Consider the following 19,890-nt stretch of genomic DNA (forward strand, 5'->3'; position numbering starts at 1 on the left):
TATTGTTTCAGAAAATTACTGATTAGATGTAACAAAAGTACTTCTTCGTACAACTAATAAGCATCAATCAAAAACTTAATAAATATGAACGCACACGAAATAGACTACGAGATATTTGGCGAAGAAATGCAATATGTAGAAATAGAGCTTGACCCTCAAGAAGCAGTTGTTGCTGAAGCTGGCAGCTTTATGATGATGGAAACCGATGTAAAAATGAATACCATTTTTGGTGATGGCAGTAATCAAGATAATAGCGTATTGGGTAAAATATTTTCCGCAGGTAAACGTATGTTAACTGGTGAAAGTCTTTTTATGACCGCATTTTTAAATATTGGCCATGGTAAGAAAAAAGTGAGTTTTGCATCTCCATATCCCGGTAAAATTCTTCCTATAGACTTATCTGAAATGGGCGGACGATTTATTTGCCAAAAAGATGCTTTCTTATGTGCAGCAAAAGGAGTTTCAGTTGGTATAGAGTTTTCAAAAAAATTGGGCCGCGGACTTTTTGGTGGAGAAGGTTTTATTATGCAAAAATTAGAAGGTGATGGTATGACCTTTATACATGCCGGAGGTACATTGGCTAAAAAGACATTAGGTGCTGGTGAAGTTCTAAAAGTTGATACAGGCTGTATTGTTGGGTTCACAAAAGATGTCGACTATGATATTGAATTTGTAGGTGGAATCAGAAATACCGTGTTCGGTGGTGAAGGATTATTCTTTGCAACCTTACGAGGTCCTGGTACCGTATATATTCAGTCATTACCTTTTAGTCGTTTGGCTGGTCGTGTGTTAGCCTCGATACCAAGAGGAGGGAAGGACAAAGGAGAAGGCAGTATTCTAGGTACTCTTGGTGATATTGTTGGTGGTGATAATCGATTTTAATAAATAAAAATTTAAACTCAAGTTCAAGGCACAAGCTCAAATTAAAAAAAATAAACATTTTGTATTTGAGTTTGATACTTGAGTTTGAAACTGAAAAGTATGAGTTTCAAAAACCAAATTGAATTCCTTAAAGAACTCCAGAAAAATAACAATAAGGAATGGATGGATGCAAACCGGAAATGGTATAAAGAAGTCCGTGATGAATATATTGGCTGGTTAAATAGTGTGAATATAAGACTATCTGCTATAGATGATGAATATTATGACACGCCTGGTAAAAAGGGAATTAACCGTATCAATAATAACCTCATGTTTCATCCGAATAAACCTGTTTATAAAGACCATTTTGGAGCTGGATTTGACAAAAAACCGCAAACAGCAGACTTCTATTTTGAGTTAGGAATTGATAGATGCATTTTCGCAGGTGGGCTCTGGCGACCAGAACCCAAAGTGTTGCGAAGCGTTCGTGAGGCCATTGATTATGATGGTGAGGAGCTTCAGAAAATTCTAAATAAAAAATCCTTCAAGCATTTGTTTGGCGCACTATATGACGATGCGAAATTATCCAAATCCCCAAAAGGATTTTCTAATGACCACAGATACATAGAACTGCTTCGCAATAAAACTTTTGGCGTAGAAACAACCTTTTCTACAAAACTAACTTTCGAAGATAATTTCGATGAAAGATTAATTGAAGTGTACAAAGAAATGCTGCCTTTTAGGCGTTATTTAAACAAGGCGATTACCGTTTAATTATTCTTTAGCATCTGAAGCCGAAATCCATCGTACAGATAAATCAGGGTTTTCCATATCCGAATCTAGAGGAAACATCGGTCTTTGAATACGTTTATAGCCCAATCGATTCAAATCTTGGTCAACCCCGCCAGGTGTCAATGCCATTATCCAATCACCACGCATATCATATAATTCAGGTACCAAATAGCCTATTTTCACTACGACGATATCCGTTTCTTTAGGGTTCAATCCTAAGTTGGTGAAATCGCTCAAATGGTGATATGGTTTTCTTTTTTTGGTAACAATTACGTGTATACTTCCAACTTTTACAACAACTTCAACTCCGGCATTAACATCACCTTCTTTAATAGCGGTAATGGTTCCGTCTAGCATCAAAGGTCCTGCGAATCGATTATCAACGCCAGCACCTGCTTCCGCTTTTATTTTTCCGCCAATTCCAATCTCCAATGCTTTTTCTACAAATTCTGGTCCAGGTATAGAGGCATAAATTAGAGAGGTTCCTTTTTCAGATTTAAATTCAGGTCTAGCGAGCAATTCTTGTAACGTCCATGTGACATCACCTGCTCCACCAGCGGTAGGGTTGTCGCCCATATCGCTTATCATATAAGGTTTTTTATCACTGGCCAATGCTAATTTTAAACTCTCATCTAACGTTGTTGTAGGGGCAACAAATTCAAATTGCTTTCGAACGTCCCAAAAGTTTTGCGCTAATTTTTCTGCTCCTTGTTCAACTTGCTCTTTGTTATCACCAGTAACCATTACCACAGCGTGGTTTCTTGGCTCATCTGCCCATGCATAGCCAATCCAAATTGCAGCATCGATAACTCCATCTTGCTTAGTGATGTCCGGTATTTTCGCATACAAACTTTTACCTGGTTCTATTCGTGTACTTGTTTTTTCTCCAGGTAATAGTATAGGCACTGGTACGTAAGCTTTATAAGCAGGTTTTTCTTTACCATTTTCAAGTCTATCTATAAGATTGGTAACCGCTCTTTTTTTAGATTCGATTGCATCTTCATGAGGTGCCATTCGGTAACAGGTTATTAAATCGGTATGTTTAGCCAATCGTTCCGAAACATTTCCATGCAAATCCATAGAGGTAGAGATAAGCACATGATTACCAATAACGGCACGTATGCGTTCTATCAAATCACCTTCCGGATCATCGAGACCAACAACACTCATAGCTCCATGAATATCAAAAAAAAGTCCGTCATACGGGCCATTCTCCTCAAGAAGCTTTAAGGTTTTAGTGACCAATGATTCATAAGCTTCTCTAGTCACTGTTCCTCCGGGAAGTGATTTTCCAACCAATGTAGGTACCCAATCGGCTCGTTGTCTTTGCAAAGAATCAACTTGAAGAAATGGATATCGGTTAAATACCGAATCTCCAATTTTTGCATGAAAGGCTTCTTCCGTAGAAAGAGCGGGAGAGAAAGTACTACTTTCAATTCCTAAGCCCGCAATGGCAATTCTTGGTAATTGTTTTTTCTCATTTGAAGCTTTGTCTTCCTTACAAGAGGAAATGAAAACAAAAATAATTACGGCGTAAATGTATAGGTTTTTCAAATTGGTTGGTAATTAACTGTTCGTGTTGAAAAGATAGAGAAAAAGCATTTTATAAAACAAAAGTTTTTGCCCGATAACTTGTTTAAAGCTATCAATGTTGCCTAATAATGAGGTTTAATTTAGGCTTTTAACGAAAAGGTTTTCGGAAAAATCACAAAGCTTTATCTACCCATAAAACTTTAATCTAAAGTAACATGTGTGGTACTTACAATTATGTTTTGAGCTTTTTAATTATTTGAAATAATTATTGAAATACGTTCGGGTATATCCCAATAGTTGACTTATGCATATAAATAGCTAAATTAGGATTTGAAAATCAACGCAACATTTATAATGGCAAATTTTAATATTGATGCTAAGAAGGAACTGACCTATGATGCCATAGTAATCGGATCCGGAATTAGTGGCGGGTGGGCAGCAAAAGAATTATGTGAAAAGGGATTAAAAGTCTTGGTGCTAGAACGTGGACCAATTGTGGAGCACGTAGTGGATTATCCTACCATGAATTTAGACCCATGGGATATGGAACTCAGAGGAGGTTTGACTCCAGACCAAAAAGAAAAACATTATAAAGCAATTCGTTCTGGGTGGATAGGTACGGATACCGAACATTTTTGGGCAGATGATGCCGCAAATCCGTATACAGAAGAGAAGCCATTTTTATGGTTGCGCGGTCACCAAATGGGAGGGAAATCACTTTTATGGGGTAAGCAAACGTATCGATGGAGCGATATTGATTTTAAAGCAAATGCGGAAGATGGTCATGGGGTAGATTGGCCTATACGATATAAAGATATTGAGCCTTGGTATACGTATGTAGAGAAATTTGCAGGTATAAGTGGTGAAGCATTAGGATTACCACAATTACCGGATAGTCATTTTTTACCACCAATGGAATTGAATTGTGTTGAGAAACATGTAAAAGGTAGAATTGAAGAGCAGTTTGCAGGTAGAAATATGATTATTGGTAGGGTTGCACACTTAACCCAACCACATAATGGTAGGGGCCAGTGCCAAAATAGAAATAGATGTAGTAGAGGTTGCCCTTATGGCGCTTATTTTAGTAGCAATGCAGTAACCTTGCCGCCAGCGAATGCTACGGGTAATTTGACGATACGGCCTTATTCAATTGTTCAATCGTTAATTTATGACGAAGCAAAAGGTAAAGCTACAGGAGTTCGAATTATAGACTCAGAAACAAACGAGGATATAGAATATTCGGCCAAAATTATTTTTGTGAACGCATCTACATTAAGTACCACTCAAATTTTAATGAATTCGAAGTCGAACCGTTTTGAAAACGGATTAGGAAATGATAGTGGTGAATTAGGACATAACCTTATGGACCACACGTATAGAGTAGGAGCCATAGGTAAAGTGGAGGGCTTTGAGGATAAGTATTATAAAGGAAGGAGGCCTAATGGCATTTATATTCCTAGATATGTAAATATCGATGAGAAAAGTAAATCAGATAAATTCGTTCGTGGTTTCGGTTATCAAGGTGGTGCTTACAGAGGTGGTAATCCTGCTAATATAGAAGCCTTTGGAGCTGAGTATAAGGACAGTATTTTAAAACCTGGCGGCTGGGAAATGTTCATAACAGGATTTGCGGAATGTTTACCTTACCACGATAATAAAATTTCGTTGAACTCGGATGTATTGGATAAATGGGGACAGCCAACATTAACCATTGATGCAGAGTTTAAAGCCAATGAGAAAGCATTGAACAAACAAATACAGGAAGATGCTGTTGAAATGCTAACGAAGGCTGGTATTAAAGATGTTTTGGGCTTTGATAATGAGCATCCACCAGGATATGGTGTTCATGAAATGGGTACGGCACGAATGGGTCGTGACCCAAAGACGTCTGTTTTAAATGAATTTAATCAGGTTCATGCTGCTAAGAATGTATTCGTTACCGATGGAGCCTGTATGACATCTTCATCTTGTGTGAATCCTTCATTGACCTATATGGCATTAACTGCAAGAGCAGCAGACTATGCGGTATCTGAATTAAAAAAATTAAATATCTAAGCAATGGACAGAAGAAAAGCGTTACGAAAAACAGGACTTTTTGCAGGAGCAACAATTTTGATGCCTTCCATGCTTTCGTTATTTGAATCTTGTAAATCGGAAAATAGATTAGATTGGGAACCTTTATTTTTTACTGAGGTAGAAGCCAAAACAATTGCATCTTTAATAGATATGATTTTACCAAGAACAGATACACCCGGCGGGTTGGATGTTAAATCTGATATCTTCATAGATAAGGTAATCGCTAAAACTTACGATAAATCAGGGCAAGAAAACATGAGAGCTGAAATAGCAGCTTTTAATGAAAATTGTAAATCAAAATATGGAGATGTTTTCTATGATTTGAACGAAGCCGATAAAACTACTATATTGAATGAGGCCGAAAAGAATTCGGGCAAGTTCGGTTCGGGAGTTTGGGGTACGGGGGTAGGTCCTCAAGAAACCATCGGTTTTTACCGGTCAATGAAATCTATGGCTATTTGGGCCTATTTCACTGCAGAGGAAATAGGTGAAAATGTACTTAGCTACGACCCAATACCAGGCAAATACGAGCCTTGTAAACCTTTGTCAGAAGTTGGAAATAAGTGGAGTTTGGGATAAACCTAAGTTATTCACTTTTCTTATAAACAACATCGCCATTAAAAATGGTCATAGCTATTTCCGTTTTTAAGAACTGATCTTCGGGTATGGTCATTATATCTTGATTATAGATAGTAAAGTCCGCTAGTTTACCAGCAGTTATTGAACCTTTAATGTTTTCTTCAAAAGCACCATAGGCAGCATCGAGCGTATAGGATCTTAAGGCCTGTTCTCTGGTCATTTTTTGTTCAGGTTCATAACCACCTTCAGGAGTACCCTTTAGTGTTTTACGACTGATACTGGCATATAAACTAGCAATCGGATTTAGAGGCTCTACAGGTACATCGGTACCATTGACAATAGGTATGCCACTTTTTAAAAGGTCTTGCCACATATAGGCGCCCTCTTTAATTCGTTTTTCCCCCAACCTGTCAATAGCCCATGACCTATCAGAAGATAAGTGAATAGCTTGCATTGCCGGTATTACACCAAGTTGTGCAAAACGAGGAATATCATCAGGATGTAAATGTTGGGCATGCTCAATTCGAAATCGGTGATTGGTCTTCAAATTTGGCAACTCTTCGAAGGCCGCTTCATAACGGTCTAAAATTTCTTTATTGGCGCGATCTCCAATGGCATGGGAACAAATTTGAAAACCTTTTCTTAAACCATTTAATGCAGTTTCTAGGACCATTTCCATGGGTAGGGTTTCATGTCCGTAGTGTCCAGGTCGGTCGGTATAAGGTTCAAGCAACCAAGCACCTCGAGATCCTAAGGCACCATCACAAAATAATTTTACTGACCGTATGGTCAAGCGATGGCTAGGGTCTATAAAAGGTCCTTTTTCATACCATTCATTCAATAGGTCTTTATCATCGCCAGAAAGCATTGCGTATATTCTTACGTTCATTTTATTCGCTTTCTTAGCGTTTTCAAAATCTGTTATAGTTCCCCTTCCAATACCAGCATCATGAAAGCTTGTTATACCATTTTTATGGCAGGCCTTTATAGCCAAATCAAAAGCTTTAGCTTTTTTTTCTGGAGTGTCCTCGGGAATATGTTGGTAGATTAGTTGTTGTGCGCGCTCATTAAAAATGCCTGTAGGTCTTCCTGTTTTATCTCGCATAACCTCACCGCCTTCAATTTCAAATTTATCGATACCTTCTTTTGATAAGACTTGTAAACCGGCAATTTCCATTGCCTTGGCATTTGCAAAACCCGCATGACCACTAGCGTGAAATAGGTATACAGGGTTATCTGGAGTTACTGCACTTAACAGGTCATGTGTTTGAAATCCATTTACAGCATCTGCTGGTATTGAATCCCATTTACTTTGGTGCCAGCCTCCTCCAATAATCCATTCACCAGGCTCTGCCTTTTTTACTGCTTCCGCGACGATATCTACAATTTCTTGGTAGCTTGTTGTACTGAGTAAATCAATTTCTAGTTCAGCATTACCCAATCCCATAAAGTGGCCATGCCCTTCTATTAAACCAGGGGTCATGGTTTTTCCATTTAGATCAATGACTTGGGTTTGTTCGTTTTTGTATTTTTCCGCTTCTTCAAGATTACCCGCAAAAAGAATAATACTATCTTTCGTAACTACAGCTTCAACTAATGTTTGAACCGAATCAACGGTGTAAATGGGACCTCCATGTATTAGTAAAGTTGCCGCTTCTTTTTTCGGACCAGAACATGAAGTAAAGAAGAGGAAACTTATTATGGAGCTCCAAAAAATTGAATTTGATAATTTCATTGGTTTGGTTTTAAAATTTAAGATACGATTAAAAAGTTGAATTGATAATTAGGTTCTTATTATGCAAGTATTTATGAACGATACTTACATAATATGACGGATAATTCTGGTAGCTTATATCTTGGTATATATAAAAATGCATCTTAGAACGACATTCATTACATTGCCATAGTATTGAGATCGGTTAGTAATTGTTGTTTAAGATTTAGGAAGCATTTTCAATTAAAATTAATACAGTATTTTAAAATAAATGAAATTACCTATGCCAAATAATAAAGTACGAAATATAGAAAGAGAAATTCTATCGGATAACTGGTATACGCTTAATAAATACACCTTTGAATACCAAAAACCAGATGGCACCTGGGAAACCCAACAACGAGAGGCGTATGACCGTGGTAATGGTGCTGCCATTCTTTTGTACAATGCTAATAAAGGCACTGTTGTGCTAACAAAGCAATTCAGAATGCCCACCTATGTGAATGGTAATGATGATGGAATGATGATAGAGGTTTGTGCCGGACTACTAGACGGTGATAATCCTGCAGATTGTGTACGTAAAGAAACCGAAGAAGAAACAGGATATAAAATCAGCAACGTTAAAAAAGTGATGCAAACGTATATGTCACCTGGCTCTGTAACAGAGATTCTCTATTTATTTGTTGGTGAATATGATGAAAGCATGAAAGTGAGCGAAGGTGGTGGTGCTGAAGATGAAACGGAAAACATTGAAGTATTAGAATTAAATTTCGAAAAGGCAATGGATATGATTTCTACGGGTGAGATTAATGATTCAAAAACTATTATGTTACTACAATATGCAAAATTGAATGCGTTAGTTTAAGTTGATTCATCCGACAGAATGGTATGCAAAATTTGCGAAAAATAGGATTTGGCGGCGGGTGCCACTGGTGTACTGAAGCTGTTTTTATGGCTCTTAAAGGTGTTGCGAAAGTAGAGCAGGGTTTCATAGCACCACAAGGTGATACCGATAACTTTTCAGAAGCTGTTATTGTTCATTACAACGCTGAGGTAATTGAATTAAAAGATTTGGTGGCCATTCATTTAGACACGCATCAAAGTAGTCAAAACCATTCTATGCGGCATAAATATCGTTCTGCAGCATATTATTTTAAGAAACAAGATGAAGATTTCTTAAAATCAATCATGACTGAATTTCAAAAAGAGTTGAGCACTCCTATAATCACCGCTATTCTTCCCTTTGGTCGGTTTAAATCATCTGAAGAGAAGTTTATTAATTATTATTTCAACGATACGGAAAAACCCTTTTGTAAGACTCATATTTCACCTAAGATTAAACTGCTTAAAGAGAAATATGCAAAACACGTTTCTACAATAGTGTCTTAGCTAATAGTTGTCTCGTAAAGTTTGTAGCATTTGTTCAAGGCGTAATCTTTCATCTGATAACGATTCCCTAAAATGGTTATTCATAAAACTAAAAATCAGTGTTTTACCAGATTTGGTCAGCAGGTACCCACTTAAACAATAATTATTACTTAAACTGCCAGACTTAGCATAGATGTATGCCTGTTCATCTCCGGCAAATCTTTTTTTCAAGGTACCGGATAAACCACCCGCAGGAAAAATAGAAAATAGTCGTTTTTGTGGAACCATTGCATAGAGTTTATCTAATACATTCACCATGTTCTGTGGTGTAAAAAGATTGTAACGAGATAGTCCAGACCCATCGACCCACCTAGGTAGTTGCGCTAAATCTTGCAACTCATTTTCTAAAATATGAGTTCTAATTAAATTACTGTTCAATGTGTCTTTTAATTCAGAAGCGGCCATGAACAATAGTTGTTCAGCAATAAAATTATCGCTCTCATGCATCATTCGTTTATAGAGCGTATCCATTTCAATACCATATAAGGTCTCTTTATTTCCTAAAGGCATGGTAAAAGTTGTTGAAACTTTTTTGCCCAATGCTTGCTCTAGAATAGAAGTTGTGGTTTGTAGACTTGTAATAAAAGGAGTTTCTAAGGTGTCTGTAGATTGGGGTGGGTAATAGAAAATATTTGAAAATTCATTCCTATTGTCCTTATGCAAAATTTCTATAACACTGTCTTTAAAATAAGGAGGAGATACCACCAGTTCAGTATTCTTATACGACAATACCACATTACCGTTTATAGGAAGTGCATTTCGTTCAGGAGAATAATACCATTGATAATCGTCCCAAGCCCAACCTGCACCATATTTTTCATCTTGAAAGTTCCCGGAAACAAATACAAGGTTGCTTTTGTTTATTAGAAAATGGAATGCCGTAGAATCTTTTAAATATGGATGTAAAAAAGAGGGATCTCCAGTTCCTTCAAAATAAAGGGTGTCATTAATATTTATATATCGTAATGTCGGTGCTTTTTTCGGCAAAGTCTTTAAGGCAGCAAAAAGGGTGAAGATTTTAGTGTTACTCGCAGGTATAAAGTACTTATGGCTGTCTTGATCGTAGATGGTGTCTTTCGTTTTGGCATCGATTACCAAAACTCCTGTAAATTGATTTTTATAAAAAGATGAAGAGAGATTGCTATTCAGCTGCTTTTTAATTATGGATTTCTTTGAGCTACAGGCAGAGAGTACTATGAAAATGGCAAGTATTGATGTTATTTTTTTCATAACTTCTAAAGTACAAAACTATCGTCTTTGCATGATCCAAAACTTTAACACCGATGGTATTACTTTAACTTTTTGTATGCAATATTCAATCTACATTTCTGTTTACCTTTATTGAACAACCACTTAATCAATATAGTTCATGGCAAATTCAATGCTTGAGTATAGTAAAACAGTTCTTAAAAAAGTGAGTTTTGATACCCTTCTATTTTGCAAGGAGTTAAAAAAAGCCCTCTTGACATTACTACCCGATGAGGTAGAAGAATTAAAAGTTTGGTTAGAGAATTTTATAACAGACAAACCAGAATTACAGCAAAGTTTAATCTATTTAAAAGTATAAAAAAGAGCCACTAATTAGTGGCTCTTTTTATTGAGCATCCATTAGGTGATTTTGGCATCTTAATATAAATAACAAGATGGCCATCAAATTTTCTCTTTCCATATTTCTAGTATTCTTACTCGGTTGTGAGAGTAACGATATAAACAAGGAAAAAATCAATCGACGATACTGAATCTTAGGTGAATGGTTATCGAAAGAAACTTATTTAAGTTCTGGTGGAGCCTCAGAATGGCAAGATGCCAAAAAAGAATTTCGATATATTTTTAATAATGACGGTAGGTAAAGTAAAACCAATTTCAATAAAGAGATAAAGCAAAGAGGTGATTATCAAATAAAGGAAAGTGAACTTTCTTTGTATTTCAAGATACCTTAGGTTACAGCACTGATTTCAACGAAGAGCGTAAAGAACTAACACTGTCGCCGTCTTATCTTTCTATATGTATTGAGGGCTGCTTGTATCGTTTCAAGAAGCAATAAAATTTATTTATTCAACGGACTTATAATTTTCACATCTTGAAAAGCTATTGCGCCACGTACTACACTTGTAATCACATCTTTGAGCGCTTCGGTTATCTGAACCTTTAATTCTTTTTTATGATAGATTAGACTTACTTCTCTAGCTGGTGACGGATCTTTAAAATACTTTAAGTTCTTTTTCTTGATATCATCAAGTTCAATTGTATTCAAATAGGGTAGAAGGGTCATGCCTAATCCTTCATTGGATAGATTGATAAGAGTCTCAAAACTTCCACTTTGCAAACTAAAATGTTCACCACCTAATTTAGGAGTCTTGCATAAATTCAAAACACCTTCTCTAAAACAGTGTCCGTCTTGTAAAAGTAGAATATCTTCAATATTTAAATCTTCAGGCGTAATTTGAGTACTATTTCCTAAACGATGTTCCTTAGGTACGTATCCAACAAATGGTTCATAATACAGTGGTCTTTCTTTAATGAAATCTACTTCTAATGGTGTTGCAGCAATGGCTGCATCTAAATGACCGTCTTGTATATTCTGAATTAGATTTTCTGTATTCTGTTCTTTTATGATAAGGTTTACTTTCGGATACTTCTGTATAAAGGTTTTAAGAAACATTGGCAAAAGTGTTGGCATAATCGTTGGTATTATACCTAACACATAATCACCGCCTATGTATCCTTTTTCTTGTTCTACAATGTCCTTGATTCTGGCCGCTTCATTGACTATATTTTTAGCTTGCGCAACTATTTTTTTTCCAACTTCTGTAATAGTAATAGGTTTTTTACTACGGTCAAATAACAGTATATCAAGTTCATCTTCAAGCTTTTGAACCTGCATACTTAAGGTAGGTTGTGTTACAAAACTTTTTTCAGCCGCAAGGGTGAAATTCTTGTATTCTGCAACCGCGAGCACGTATTGTAATTGTGTAATAGTCATTCGTATAGTTTGTAGCTATAAAATTACTAAAAACGATTATCATAACCTATTATGAGGGCCTGCTGTGAAGTAAAGTTCGCTACTAAAATCTTAAGATAGATTCAATATCATCAGTACCTACAGTGAACTTTACATCGTCGAACTTTGGTGGGCCCATTAGCATAGGATTATTGCTCATCGCATAATTTTCAATTGACATACCGTTCGCTTCAAAATCCATTCGTTGGTTCTCATTTGCATCATGTAAGACTGAAACGGCATATTCCCCAGGTTGAACATTTTTGAATATTAGAGTTAATTTTCCTTTTCAGCTTTTTCTCGGTTCATGATTAGTCCATCACTTTTAAAAATGATTCTTCGTTGTGTAAAGCACTTAAGATATGGCCATCATTATTGAGAATATTTTCTATAATTACAGTTAAAGTAATGCCATCATTTTCTTGGGCTTTTGCAGTAAGAATCGATGCTAATACACTGATTACAAATAGTGATTTTTTCTTTTTTAAAGTTTTATAGATTACTTCAAAAATGCTGATTATTAAAACTAATATAAAAATGATGTTACTCAATTGGCGTAATGTGAGACTGAATTGTAGCTAACAACTTTTAAAAATGCAATCGGTATAGATTTCTTTTAGTTAAAACATAATCTAGGCCAAATTTACCAGAGCCAAATCCCATAAAAAATAGACCAAGACAAAAGAAAATGAATGTGGGAATAATACTCCATGTTGCATCCCAGGGTCTAAAAGCAATAGTAACAAACATAGTAGTTGTAATAAAGAATGCGGTAATTCTGGTGTTTAATCCTAAAATCAAGAGAATGCCACCTAAAGCCTCAGTAAAACCGGCCGACCACGCAAACAATTCTGGCATTAGAGAAAATGGTGTTCCGAACTGTTCTACCAATTTAACAAACCAATCTGAGACTTCAAATAATTCAAGTCCCATCAATTTTGGTGTCCAAGGGATGCCAAATTTATTAACAGCAAATACAAAAGAAAGCAGATAGCCTGTGAGAATCCTAGGTATTAAAATTAAAATATTGGGTATTAACTCATCTACCCTAAATGGAACAATTAGTTTTTTAAAAGTTGGAAGTAGTTGGTTCATTGGTATTATTAATACTTAATCTTTTTAACAGAATAAGAAGATGATAAATGTCAGTTTTATCATAATTCTCAAACAGGAAATAATTTTTATATTAATAATTTACTCATTCGAGTTTATTTTTTGCTCTATGAACTTCATACTATACGACTTCGTTAAAGTTGGGTTAAAGCAGTAAAATTGTAGAACAAGGCTATTCTTTGTTGTAATTTTAATATTGGTAACAAAAGAAAAATTTATGAAAAAAATTAAAGCATATGCAGCAGATTCAAAGGATGCTGATTTAAAACCATACGAAATAGAACGTAGAGCAACTTTAGAAGATGACGTTAAAATAGATATACTTTATTGTGGCGTGTGCCATAGTGATTTGCATCAAGTACGAAACGATTGGAAAAATTCTGTTTATCCGGTAGTACCTGGTCATGAAATTATAGGAAAGGTATTAGAGGTAGGCAAGGGTGTTTCGAAATTTAAAGTAGGAGATTTAGTAGGTGTTGGCTGTTTAGTCGATTCTTGTCAAACGTGTAGTGCTTGTAAAGATGATTTAGAGCAGTTTTGTGAAAAAGGAGCAACGTTTACCTATAATAGTGAGGACAAGCATTCTGGCGGACATACTTTCGGTGGATATTCTGAAAGCGTTACAGTAAATAAAGAATTTGTATTAAAAGTTCCTGAGAATTTAGATGCAAAGGCTGCAGCTCCGTTATTATGTGCAGGAATTACCACATATTCTCCACTAGCACATTGGGGAGTGAAAAAAGGTGATAAAGTAGGTGTTATAGGCTTAGGTGGCTTAGGACATATGGGAGTAAAATTTGCCCACGCAATGGGTGCGCATACAGTAATGATTACCACTTCGCCTTCTAAAAGTGAAGATGCTAAAAAACTAGGTGCAGACGAAGTTTTAATATCGAAGGATCAAGAGCAGATGAAAAAGCATGCTAATTCTTTCGACTTTTTATTGAATACGATACCGGTTGGTCATGATATGAATCCTTATGCGGCATTGTTGAAAAGGGATTCAACAATGGTGATAGTAGGTGCAGTTGAACCTTTAGATCCATTACATGGTGGAAGTTTAATTATGGGAAGAAAGAGTATTGCAGGTTCATTAATTGGTGGTATTAAAGAAACTCAAGAAATGTTAGATTTTTGTGGTAAGCATAATGTAGTATCAGATATTGAAATGATAGATATTCAAAATATTAATGAAGCGTATAATAGGCTACAAAAATCTGATGTGAAATACAGATTTGTAATTGATATGAAATCTTTGAAAGACAGTTAAAAACTACTTTTAAAAAAAATAAAAAAGGAGCCCTTTAAAGGGCTCCTTTTTTATTTTAGATTAATATAGTCAATTTCAAGTTTAAAATCTTCCTCTTTATTGTTTCCTATTAAAATGGCAACTTGCGAAAGAAAATCGCCTTGATAGTTTGGCATTTTAAGAGAATCTCCTCTAAAATAAGGTTCCATTTTATGGAATGGAATTGTAATTATTTTCCAATCTTTTCCAGAACTAAACGAGTATATATACGAATGTCTTTGATGATCACTTGATTTGCATCGGAATTGATACTTTTTACCATCCCCTTTCATTCGAATTTCAAAAGATGAATAGTCTTCCACTTTAATAGGCTCTAAATCGTGCCTTACTAAGCAAAATCCTCCATTATTATCTAGTGAAACATGGCCATTAAAAACTCCATTTCCTTCTGAGTTTATTTGGATTAGACCCATTGACATTCCACCCATAACTTCATCGTTGACAATTTGCCATTCTTCAATCTTAGAAGATTTAGAAAAGTTATAAATGCTTTTAGCTTCAGCCATAGTGATTTAAAGAATGTCTTAAAATTTAATACATAAAATTAAATGATTGATTTCACCAAAAGACATCTTAAACGATATTATTTTGACTTGATCGACTTCAATTCTTGTTGTAAATCTTTATTTGCTAGATAAGAAATCGCTAATAGAACGCTAACAAAGGTCATGTAAAAACAGAAAAGTATATAAATCATCTTTTTCGAATTTAAAAGTTACCTTATTTACGTTGTAAACTTGGGTAGGTTTTACCGTTTGTCGAAAGCCTTAATTTATTATGTATTCAATTGAATTAGAAGTGGTTGAGTTGTTTTTTGAAATTTAATTATGAAACTAAAATGTAGTTCGTCGATTAATTTTTTTACTAGAATTATGACCTTAGCCTATTTTTTAAGTTTTTTCATCTCTTCGGCAATCGCTTTTTCAGCTGAACCCTGCTTTTCTAATTCTGAAATTATTTTTGGATGGTCATGGCTTCTACCTTGTGACAGTTTGTTAACGGCTTGTATATCGTTAATCATAATTTCAAAACCAATTATACCTGTAACCTGTCTCATGGTCTTTTTAGACATATCATTTATTGAAATAGGATGTTCTGAATTTTGCTCATACTTATCTACCAATTCATGTAAATAGGAGAGTAATTCGTCTGCTTTTTGAATTTTAACCGTTCCATAAACATGAACGGCAACATAGTTCCATGTTGGGACTTCCTCTTTCTGATACCATGAAGAGGAAATATAACTGTGTGGACCATTAAAGATACAAAGTACTTCATCTTCGTCAATAAGATGTTCGCTTTGTGGATTTGCTTTGGCAATATGGCCAACCAATACATCTTTACCTTCTTTATTTTTTCCAAGTTCTAATGGTATATGGGTACCCCAAGGTTTTCCCTTAATCGTATTGATTAAAATACCAAAACTATTTTTTTTTAAGAAACTATGAATTTCATGTATGTCGTTGTTTTTATAGTGCTCTGGTATAAACATATAATTTCGTTTTGTTGGTAAATATAATGGTTTTAAACATTCGGTTATGAACCAATTATTTAACGCATTGGGCTAACTTAACTACCTAATGATTAATATCTTGTAAGTAACTTTTAAAAGATAAAATATGCCATTTATAACAAATAAGTCAGCAAAGGAACACGTAGATATATTTTATGAGGATTATGGATCTGGACAACCAGTGATATTGATTCACGGTTGGCCATTGAGCCGTAAATCTTGGGAACAACAAGTTTGGAAAATTGTGGAAGAAGGTTTTCGCTGTATTTCCTATGACCGTAGAGGTTTTGGTACATCTTCTTCACCTTGGGGAGAGTATGATTACTCCGCATTGGCCGGTGATTTAAATGCCATTATTGAAGAGTTAGATTTGAAAGACACAATTATCGTCGGATTTTCTATGGGTGGTGGTGAAGTTGTTCGCTATTTAACCAATTATGGTTCTAGCAGAATTGCAAAAGCGGCACTAATTAGTTCTATTATTCCACTAGTAAAACAAAAATCGGATAATCCCGATGGAGTACCAGAGGATGCTTTAAACGGAATTATTGATGCGCTACAAAAAGACAGAGTTGGTTTCTTAAAAGAATTCAGTAAAGGTTTTTACAATTATGATAAAAATAAAGGTGAAAGGGTAAGTGAAGCGCAACTTGATTATGATTTTACAATCGCTTCATTTGCATCGCCAAGAGCAACGATACAAACAGCATTGGCATGGATGCATACCGATTTTAGATCGGAGTTAAAAAATGTTACTGTACCTACTTTAATAGTTCATGGTGATGCAGATGCTACAGTGCCCATTGAAACTTCAGCGAAACAAGCCGCAGAAGGTATAAAGTACAGCACTTATGAAGTCATTAAGGGCGCTCCGCACGGACTTAATGTAACCCACCCAGATGAATTGAATAAAATTTTGATTTCTTTTTTGAAGAAGTAATTTGTTTCATTCAAACAAACAGAATATCCCGATTGCGTAAATGCATCGGGATATTTATTTATGCTAAGGACTTCTATAATACCTATTTTTAAAATGAAATCGTAGTCAATACCGGCAAATGGTCAGAAATATGTTTGTTGTTTTCCATTCTATCATCAATATGCATATACTCTAGAACTTTAAAACTGTCTACGAAAATATAGTCGATTCGGTTTGTTAATACCCGGTCTTGGTCAAAACCATTAAAGGTCCCAGTTGGGCCGTAAAATTTTTTTACGGTAATAGACTGACCATCCGTTAAGGCATCTTTCAAATATAGAATTGGAGTTTCGTCCGGAGTCAAATTTAAATCGCCCATTAAAACCACAGGCAGGTTATCCACATTTATATCCTTCATTTTAGAGACAATTAGCTCGGCAGATTTTTCACGGGCCATAACCCCTATGTGGTCAAAATGAGTATTGAAAACCCAAAATTGTTTTTTTGTTTTCAGGTCTTCAAATAAGGCATAGGTACAGATACGTTCCAAGGCCGCATCCCAACCAACAGAAATTTTATCGGGAGTATCCGACAGCCAAAATGTTGAACTCTTTACTACCTTTAATAGCTTGGTGTCATAAAGAATAGGGGAGTACTCACCTTTTTCTTTTCCATCTTCGCGACCCACGCCAATAGAAGAAAAATTTGGCAAATTCGTAACTAAATAATTCAGTTGCCCGTTCACCACTTCTTGCATACCGATAATATTGGGTTGGTAATGCTTTAGTAAATCAACCATAGCTTCTTTTCTATCGTTCCAATTGTTAACGGTATCATTGGTATTGTCCCATTTAATATTATAGGTCATTACCGATATGTCTTGACTAAAACCTTTGTTGGCCATAAGGATTACTAATACAATACCTATTAGTTTTAAAAATCTCATAATCTTGTTTATTTTTTAGTCTTATACTTATCGAACCATGCCAAAACACTTGCAATTTTAGCAACTAAATTACTAGGTCTATTAGCAATGCCGTGTCCTGCTCCTGGTATACGCACCATAGCCGTTTCCACACCTTCTAACTTTAGGGCGGTATAGAATTGTTCAGATTCTGCAATTGGTGTCCTATAATCTTCTTCTCCCGTTAGTAACATGGTAGGAGTAGTCACATTTGCTACATACATTAATGGTGAACGTCTAAAGTAGTTTTCTGGATCCTCCCACGGTTTTTTGCCGAACCAATATTTAGAGAAGAATGCGGCACCATCGGCATAGAGTACAAAGCTTGTCCAGTTAATAACGGGTTTGGCAACTACGGCAGCTTTAAATCTATCTGTCTTACCAACAATCCATGCCGTAAGCACTCCGCCACCACTACCACCGGTCACAAAAAGATTATCGGTATCTACATATCCTTTTTCTAGTACGGTATCAACACCACTCATTAAATCATCATAATCGTGATTGGGATAGTCATGGTGAATTAAGTTTCCAAACTCTGCTCCGTAGCTTGTACTACCTCTTGGGTTAGCGTATAATACTACATAACCTGCCGCTGCGTATGCTTGTATTTCAGCACTGTACACAGAACCGTAACTTGTAAATGGCCCACCGTGAATTTCTAGAATGAACGGATACTTTTTAGTTGGGTCAAAGTTTGGCGGCGTAACCACCCAACCCTGAATGTCTTTTTGGTCATAAGAAGACTTCCACCAAATTTCTTCAGTTTTACCTAAATCTCTAAAAGAGAAAAGATCATCATTTACAAAGGTCAAACGTTTAGAAACTTTCTTATCGGCAACACCTAAATCAGAAGGGTGTTGCGTGTTCCCTAACGTATATGCAAATCTTGAATTTTTTGAAACTGTAAAATCTCCAGCATTGTATGGCCTTCCTAACGATAATCCGCCAAGACCTTCAACAAGGGTAGTTACTTTTCCGTCTAAGGTGATATGTCCAATTTTAGTAGCACCTTCTGTATCATATTGAAAGTAAAGACCTTTACCATCATTAGCCCACTGGGCATTGGCAATGTCCCTATCGAAACTTCCGGAAAGTAATTTTGAGTTGCTACCGTCGGAATTCATTACATATAATTCCGTAATCTGATAACCCTGTAATTTGTCGTCATAGCCCGTATAAGCAATCATTTTACCGTCTGGAGAAACCACTGGCGAACCATCAGGACCATATCTAGTAGTTAAAGGAGAAACTTCAGCTGTTGAAATATTTAAGGCATATACCTCACTATTTGCTGGTTCAAAAGCCTCATCCGGATTAAAATTAGCGGAAAAGTACAATGTTTGGTCATTTTTAGACCAAGCAGGTGCACCGTGGTCAAATGTTGTTGTGGTCAGTTGTTTTGGTGTACCGCCATCAATAGATAAAGTGAAAATTTGGTCGTGACCGCCTTTTATATATCCTTGTCCGTCACCTCTATAATTCAATTTGTCAATGTAAGTAGGGGGAGTATTCCATTTTGCACCTTCTGGTTTGGCCGGTAACTTAACAATCGACTCCTCTACTTCGGGCACGAACATGGTGAAAGCTAAATAACGGTCATCATTAGACCAACTTACTGAACCAGGTGCTTTTGGGGTATTGGTCAACGGAGCAATTTCCTTAGTATCCATCCACATGAGATACAACTTCATCTTTTCATCTTCTTTATTCGATTTAAAAATGATTTTCTCACCATTATGAGACCAGCGTGGGTAATAGTCGTTTTGGTTGCCAGTGGTCAAAGGTCTGTTTTCTGAACCATCATAATTTACTATCCAAAGGTTCGATAAATTTTTGTCGGTCATAATGTCCTTAAAATTCCGAACATAAATAATTTTACTTCCATCTGGTGATATCTGAGGGTCAGATACAAACTCCATGTTAAAAATATCGGTAAGTTCTAAGGTGCTTTTGTTCTGTGAGAAAAGAGGGATTGAAACAAAAAGGAGAATAGGTAAGAGTAGTTTTATCTTCATTGTTTGCTTTTTTGGTTATAATATGAAAGTACATAAATGAATTGTAATGTGGTGAACTATAGGCTTAATA

Annotated in this window: 20 protein-coding genes; 9 read left to right on the plus strand and 11 right to left on the minus strand. The window is 35.8% G+C overall.

Annotated elements, in window-relative coordinates:
• Nucleotides 1-84 precede the first annotated feature (84 nt).
• The gene (locus tag BMY56_RS01445; protein WP_091619022.1) at nt 85-882 is read left to right on the plus strand and encodes a TIGR00266 family protein; all 798 of its coding nucleotides are present in this window, start codon (nt 85-87) and stop codon (nt 880-882) included.
• 99 nt (nt 883-981) lie between these two features.
• On the plus strand, nt 982-1,635 hold the full coding sequence (locus tag BMY56_RS01450) for a DUF2461 domain-containing protein (protein WP_091619024.1): 654 nt from the start codon (nt 982-984) through the stop codon (nt 1,633-1,635).
• On the opposite strand, the gene BMY56_RS01455 is transcribed toward BMY56_RS01450, so the two are convergent.
• Nucleotides 1,636-3,207: a M81 family metallopeptidase gene (locus BMY56_RS01455; protein WP_091619026.1), complete on the minus strand. Its 1,572-nt coding sequence runs from the start codon at nt 3,205-3,207 to the stop codon at nt 1,636-1,638. It abuts the gene before it with no gap.
• Between the two features lie 333 nt (nt 3,208-3,540).
• Here BMY56_RS01455 and BMY56_RS01460 point away from each other — a divergent pair, with 333 nt between their 5' ends.
• Together BMY56_RS01460 and BMY56_RS01465 are read left to right on the plus strand one after the other, a co-directional pair.
• Nucleotides 3,541-5,241, plus strand: coding sequence for a GMC oxidoreductase (locus tag BMY56_RS01460; RefSeq protein ID WP_091619028.1), 1,701 nt, complete (start codon nt 3,541-3,543; stop codon nt 5,239-5,241).
• A gap of 3 nt (nt 5,242-5,244) precedes the next feature.
• Nucleotides 5,245-5,841: a gluconate 2-dehydrogenase subunit 3 family protein gene (locus BMY56_RS01465; protein ID WP_091619030.1), complete on the plus strand. Its 597-nt coding sequence runs from the start codon at nt 5,245-5,247 to the stop codon at nt 5,839-5,841.
• Between the two features lie 7 nt (nt 5,842-5,848).
• On the opposite strand, the gene BMY56_RS01470 is transcribed toward BMY56_RS01465, so the two are convergent.
• Complete coding sequence (locus BMY56_RS01470) at nt 5,849-7,576, minus strand: amidohydrolase (RefSeq protein WP_091619032.1); 1,728 nt, start codon at nt 7,574-7,576, stop codon at nt 5,849-5,851.
• A 262-nt stretch (nt 7,577-7,838) separates the two neighbouring features.
• On the opposite strand from BMY56_RS01470, the gene nudK reads away from it, so the two are divergent.
• The gene (gene nudK, locus BMY56_RS01475; protein WP_091620024.1) at nt 7,839-8,420 is read left to right on the plus strand and encodes a GDP-mannose pyrophosphatase NudK; all 582 of its coding nucleotides are present in this window, start codon (nt 7,839-7,841) and stop codon (nt 8,418-8,420) included.
• Nucleotides 8,421-8,443: 23 nt separating this feature from the next.
• Entirely contained in the window at nt 8,444-8,944 is a 501-nt protein-coding gene (locus BMY56_RS01480; RefSeq protein WP_091619034.1) for a peptide-methionine (S)-S-oxide reductase, read from the plus strand.
• On the opposite strand, the gene BMY56_RS01485 is transcribed toward BMY56_RS01480, so the two are convergent.
• Nucleotides 8,945-10,213 carry a D-alanyl-D-alanine carboxypeptidase/D-alanyl-D-alanine-endopeptidase gene (locus tag BMY56_RS01485; protein WP_091619036.1) on the minus strand — a complete coding sequence of 423 codons (1,269 nt, stop codon included), beginning with the start codon at nt 10,211-10,213 and terminating at the stop codon, nt 8,945-8,947.
• A gap of 139 nt (nt 10,214-10,352) precedes the next feature.
• Between BMY56_RS01485 and BMY56_RS01490 the strand changes: the two genes are divergently transcribed.
• On the plus strand, nt 10,353-10,550 hold the full coding sequence (locus BMY56_RS01490) for a hypothetical protein (RefSeq protein ID WP_091619038.1): 198 nt from the start codon (nt 10,353-10,355) through the stop codon (nt 10,548-10,550).
• A 480-nt stretch (nt 10,551-11,030) separates the two neighbouring features.
• Here the strand turns inward: BMY56_RS01490 and BMY56_RS01495 are convergent, their stop codons facing one another.
• The 4 genes from BMY56_RS01495 to BMY56_RS01505 all read right to left on the minus strand — a co-directional run bounded on the left by BMY56_RS01495 (nt 11,031) and on the right by BMY56_RS01505 (nt 13,079).
• Complete coding sequence (locus BMY56_RS01495) at nt 11,031-11,966, minus strand: LysR substrate-binding domain-containing protein (protein WP_091619040.1); 936 nt, start codon at nt 11,964-11,966, stop codon at nt 11,031-11,033.
• Nucleotides 11,967-12,048: 82 nt separating this feature from the next.
• Nucleotides 12,049-12,255, minus strand: coding sequence for a DUF2141 domain-containing protein (locus BMY56_RS18775; protein ID WP_245737129.1), 207 nt, complete (start codon nt 12,253-12,255; stop codon nt 12,049-12,051).
• 40 nt (nt 12,256-12,295) lie between these two features.
• Nucleotides 12,296-12,535 (minus strand): hypothetical protein, encoded by a 240-nt coding sequence (locus BMY56_RS18780; protein WP_245737111.1) that lies wholly within the window; start codon nt 12,533-12,535, stop codon nt 12,296-12,298.
• 37 nt (nt 12,536-12,572) lie between these two features.
• Nucleotides 12,573-13,079, minus strand: coding sequence for a DoxX family membrane protein (locus BMY56_RS01505; protein ID WP_091619042.1), 507 nt, complete (start codon nt 13,077-13,079; stop codon nt 12,573-12,575).
• A gap of 235 nt (nt 13,080-13,314) precedes the next feature.
• Here BMY56_RS01505 and BMY56_RS01510 point away from each other — a divergent pair, with 235 nt between their 5' ends.
• A complete protein-coding gene (locus BMY56_RS01510; protein WP_091619044.1) occupies nt 13,315-14,367 on the plus strand; it encodes an NAD(P)-dependent alcohol dehydrogenase in 1,053 nt (350 codons plus the stop codon).
• A 50-nt stretch (nt 14,368-14,417) separates the two neighbouring features.
• Here BMY56_RS01510 and BMY56_RS01515 read toward each other — a convergent pair whose 3' ends face one another.
• Nucleotides 14,418-14,912 carry a CIA30 family protein gene (locus BMY56_RS01515; protein ID WP_091619046.1) on the minus strand — a complete coding sequence of 165 codons (495 nt, stop codon included), beginning with the start codon at nt 14,910-14,912 and terminating at the stop codon, nt 14,418-14,420.
• Nucleotides 14,913-15,289: 377 nt separating this feature from the next.
• Entirely contained in the window at nt 15,290-15,898 is a 609-nt protein-coding gene (locus BMY56_RS01520) for an FMN-binding negative transcriptional regulator (protein WP_091619048.1), read from the minus strand.
• Nucleotides 15,899-16,025: 127 nt separating this feature from the next.
• Between BMY56_RS01520 and BMY56_RS01525 the strand changes: the two genes are divergently transcribed.
• Nucleotides 16,026-16,859, plus strand: coding sequence for an alpha/beta fold hydrolase (locus BMY56_RS01525; RefSeq protein WP_091619050.1), 834 nt, complete (start codon nt 16,026-16,028; stop codon nt 16,857-16,859).
• A gap of 88 nt (nt 16,860-16,947) precedes the next feature.
• Here the strand turns inward: BMY56_RS01525 and BMY56_RS01530 are convergent, their stop codons facing one another.
• Together BMY56_RS01530 and BMY56_RS01535 are read right to left on the minus strand one after the other, a co-directional pair.
• On the minus strand, nt 16,948-17,784 hold the full coding sequence (locus BMY56_RS01530) for an endonuclease/exonuclease/phosphatase family protein (RefSeq protein WP_245737112.1): 837 nt from the start codon (nt 17,782-17,784) through the stop codon (nt 16,948-16,950).
• 8 nt (nt 17,785-17,792) lie between these two features.
• Nucleotides 17,793-19,820: a S9 family peptidase gene (locus tag BMY56_RS01535; protein WP_091619052.1), complete on the minus strand. Its 2,028-nt coding sequence runs from the start codon at nt 19,818-19,820 to the stop codon at nt 17,793-17,795.
• Nucleotides 19,821-19,890 lie beyond the last annotated feature (70 nt).

The organism is Maribacter orientalis (assembly GCF_900109345.1).
Classification (GTDB): Bacteria; Bacteroidota; Bacteroidia; order Flavobacteriales; family Flavobacteriaceae; genus Maribacter; species Maribacter orientalis.

Bases quoted from the DNA above. Each gene is read 5' to 3' on its own strand.
- BMY56_RS01515 (WP_091619046.1), bottom strand. From the start codon at position 14,912: ATGGCTGAAGCTAAAAGCATTTATAACTTTTCTAAATCTTCTAAGATT.
- BMY56_RS01490 (WP_091619038.1), top strand. From the start codon at position 10,353: ATGGCAAATTCAATGCTTGAGTATAGTAAAACAGTTCTTAAAAAAGTG.
- BMY56_RS01445 (WP_091619022.1), top strand. From the start codon at position 85: ATGAACGCACACGAAATAGACTACGAGATATTTGGCGAAGAAATGCAA.
- BMY56_RS01520 (WP_091619048.1), bottom strand. From the start codon at position 15,898: ATGTTTATACCAGAGCACTATAAAAACAACGACATACATGAAATTCAT.
- BMY56_RS01460 (WP_091619028.1), top strand. From the start codon at position 3,541: ATGGCAAATTTTAATATTGATGCTAAGAAGGAACTGACCTATGATGCC.
- BMY56_RS01505 (WP_091619042.1), bottom strand. From the start codon at position 13,079: ATGAACCAACTACTTCCAACTTTTAAAAAACTAATTGTTCCATTTAGG.
- BMY56_RS01450 (WP_091619024.1), top strand. From the start codon at position 982: ATGAGTTTCAAAAACCAAATTGAATTCCTTAAAGAACTCCAGAAAAAT.
- BMY56_RS01535 (WP_091619052.1), bottom strand. From the start codon at position 19,820: ATGAAGATAAAACTACTCTTACCTATTCTCCTTTTTGTTTCAATCCCT.
- BMY56_RS01470 (WP_091619032.1), bottom strand. From the start codon at position 7,576: ATGAAATTATCAAATTCAATTTTTTGGAGCTCCATAATAAGTTTCCTC.
- BMY56_RS01485 (WP_091619036.1), bottom strand. From the start codon at position 10,213: ATGAAAAAAATAACATCAATACTTGCCATTTTCATAGTACTCTCTGCC.
- BMY56_RS01480 (WP_091619034.1), top strand. From the start codon at position 8,444: ATGCAAAATTTGCGAAAAATAGGATTTGGCGGCGGGTGCCACTGGTGT.
- BMY56_RS01530 (WP_245737112.1), bottom strand. From the start codon at position 17,784: ATGAGATTTTTAAAACTAATAGGTATTGTATTAGTAATCCTTATGGCC.
- BMY56_RS01465 (WP_091619030.1), top strand. From the start codon at position 5,245: ATGGACAGAAGAAAAGCGTTACGAAAAACAGGACTTTTTGCAGGAGCA.
- BMY56_RS01495 (WP_091619040.1), bottom strand. From the start codon at position 11,966: ATGACTATTACACAATTACAATACGTGCTCGCGGTTGCAGAATACAAG.
- BMY56_RS01525 (WP_091619050.1), top strand. From the start codon at position 16,026: ATGCCATTTATAACAAATAAGTCAGCAAAGGAACACGTAGATATATTT.
- BMY56_RS01510 (WP_091619044.1), top strand. From the start codon at position 13,315: ATGAAAAAAATTAAAGCATATGCAGCAGATTCAAAGGATGCTGATTTA.
- nudK (WP_091620024.1), top strand. From the start codon at position 7,839: ATGCCAAATAATAAAGTACGAAATATAGAAAGAGAAATTCTATCGGAT.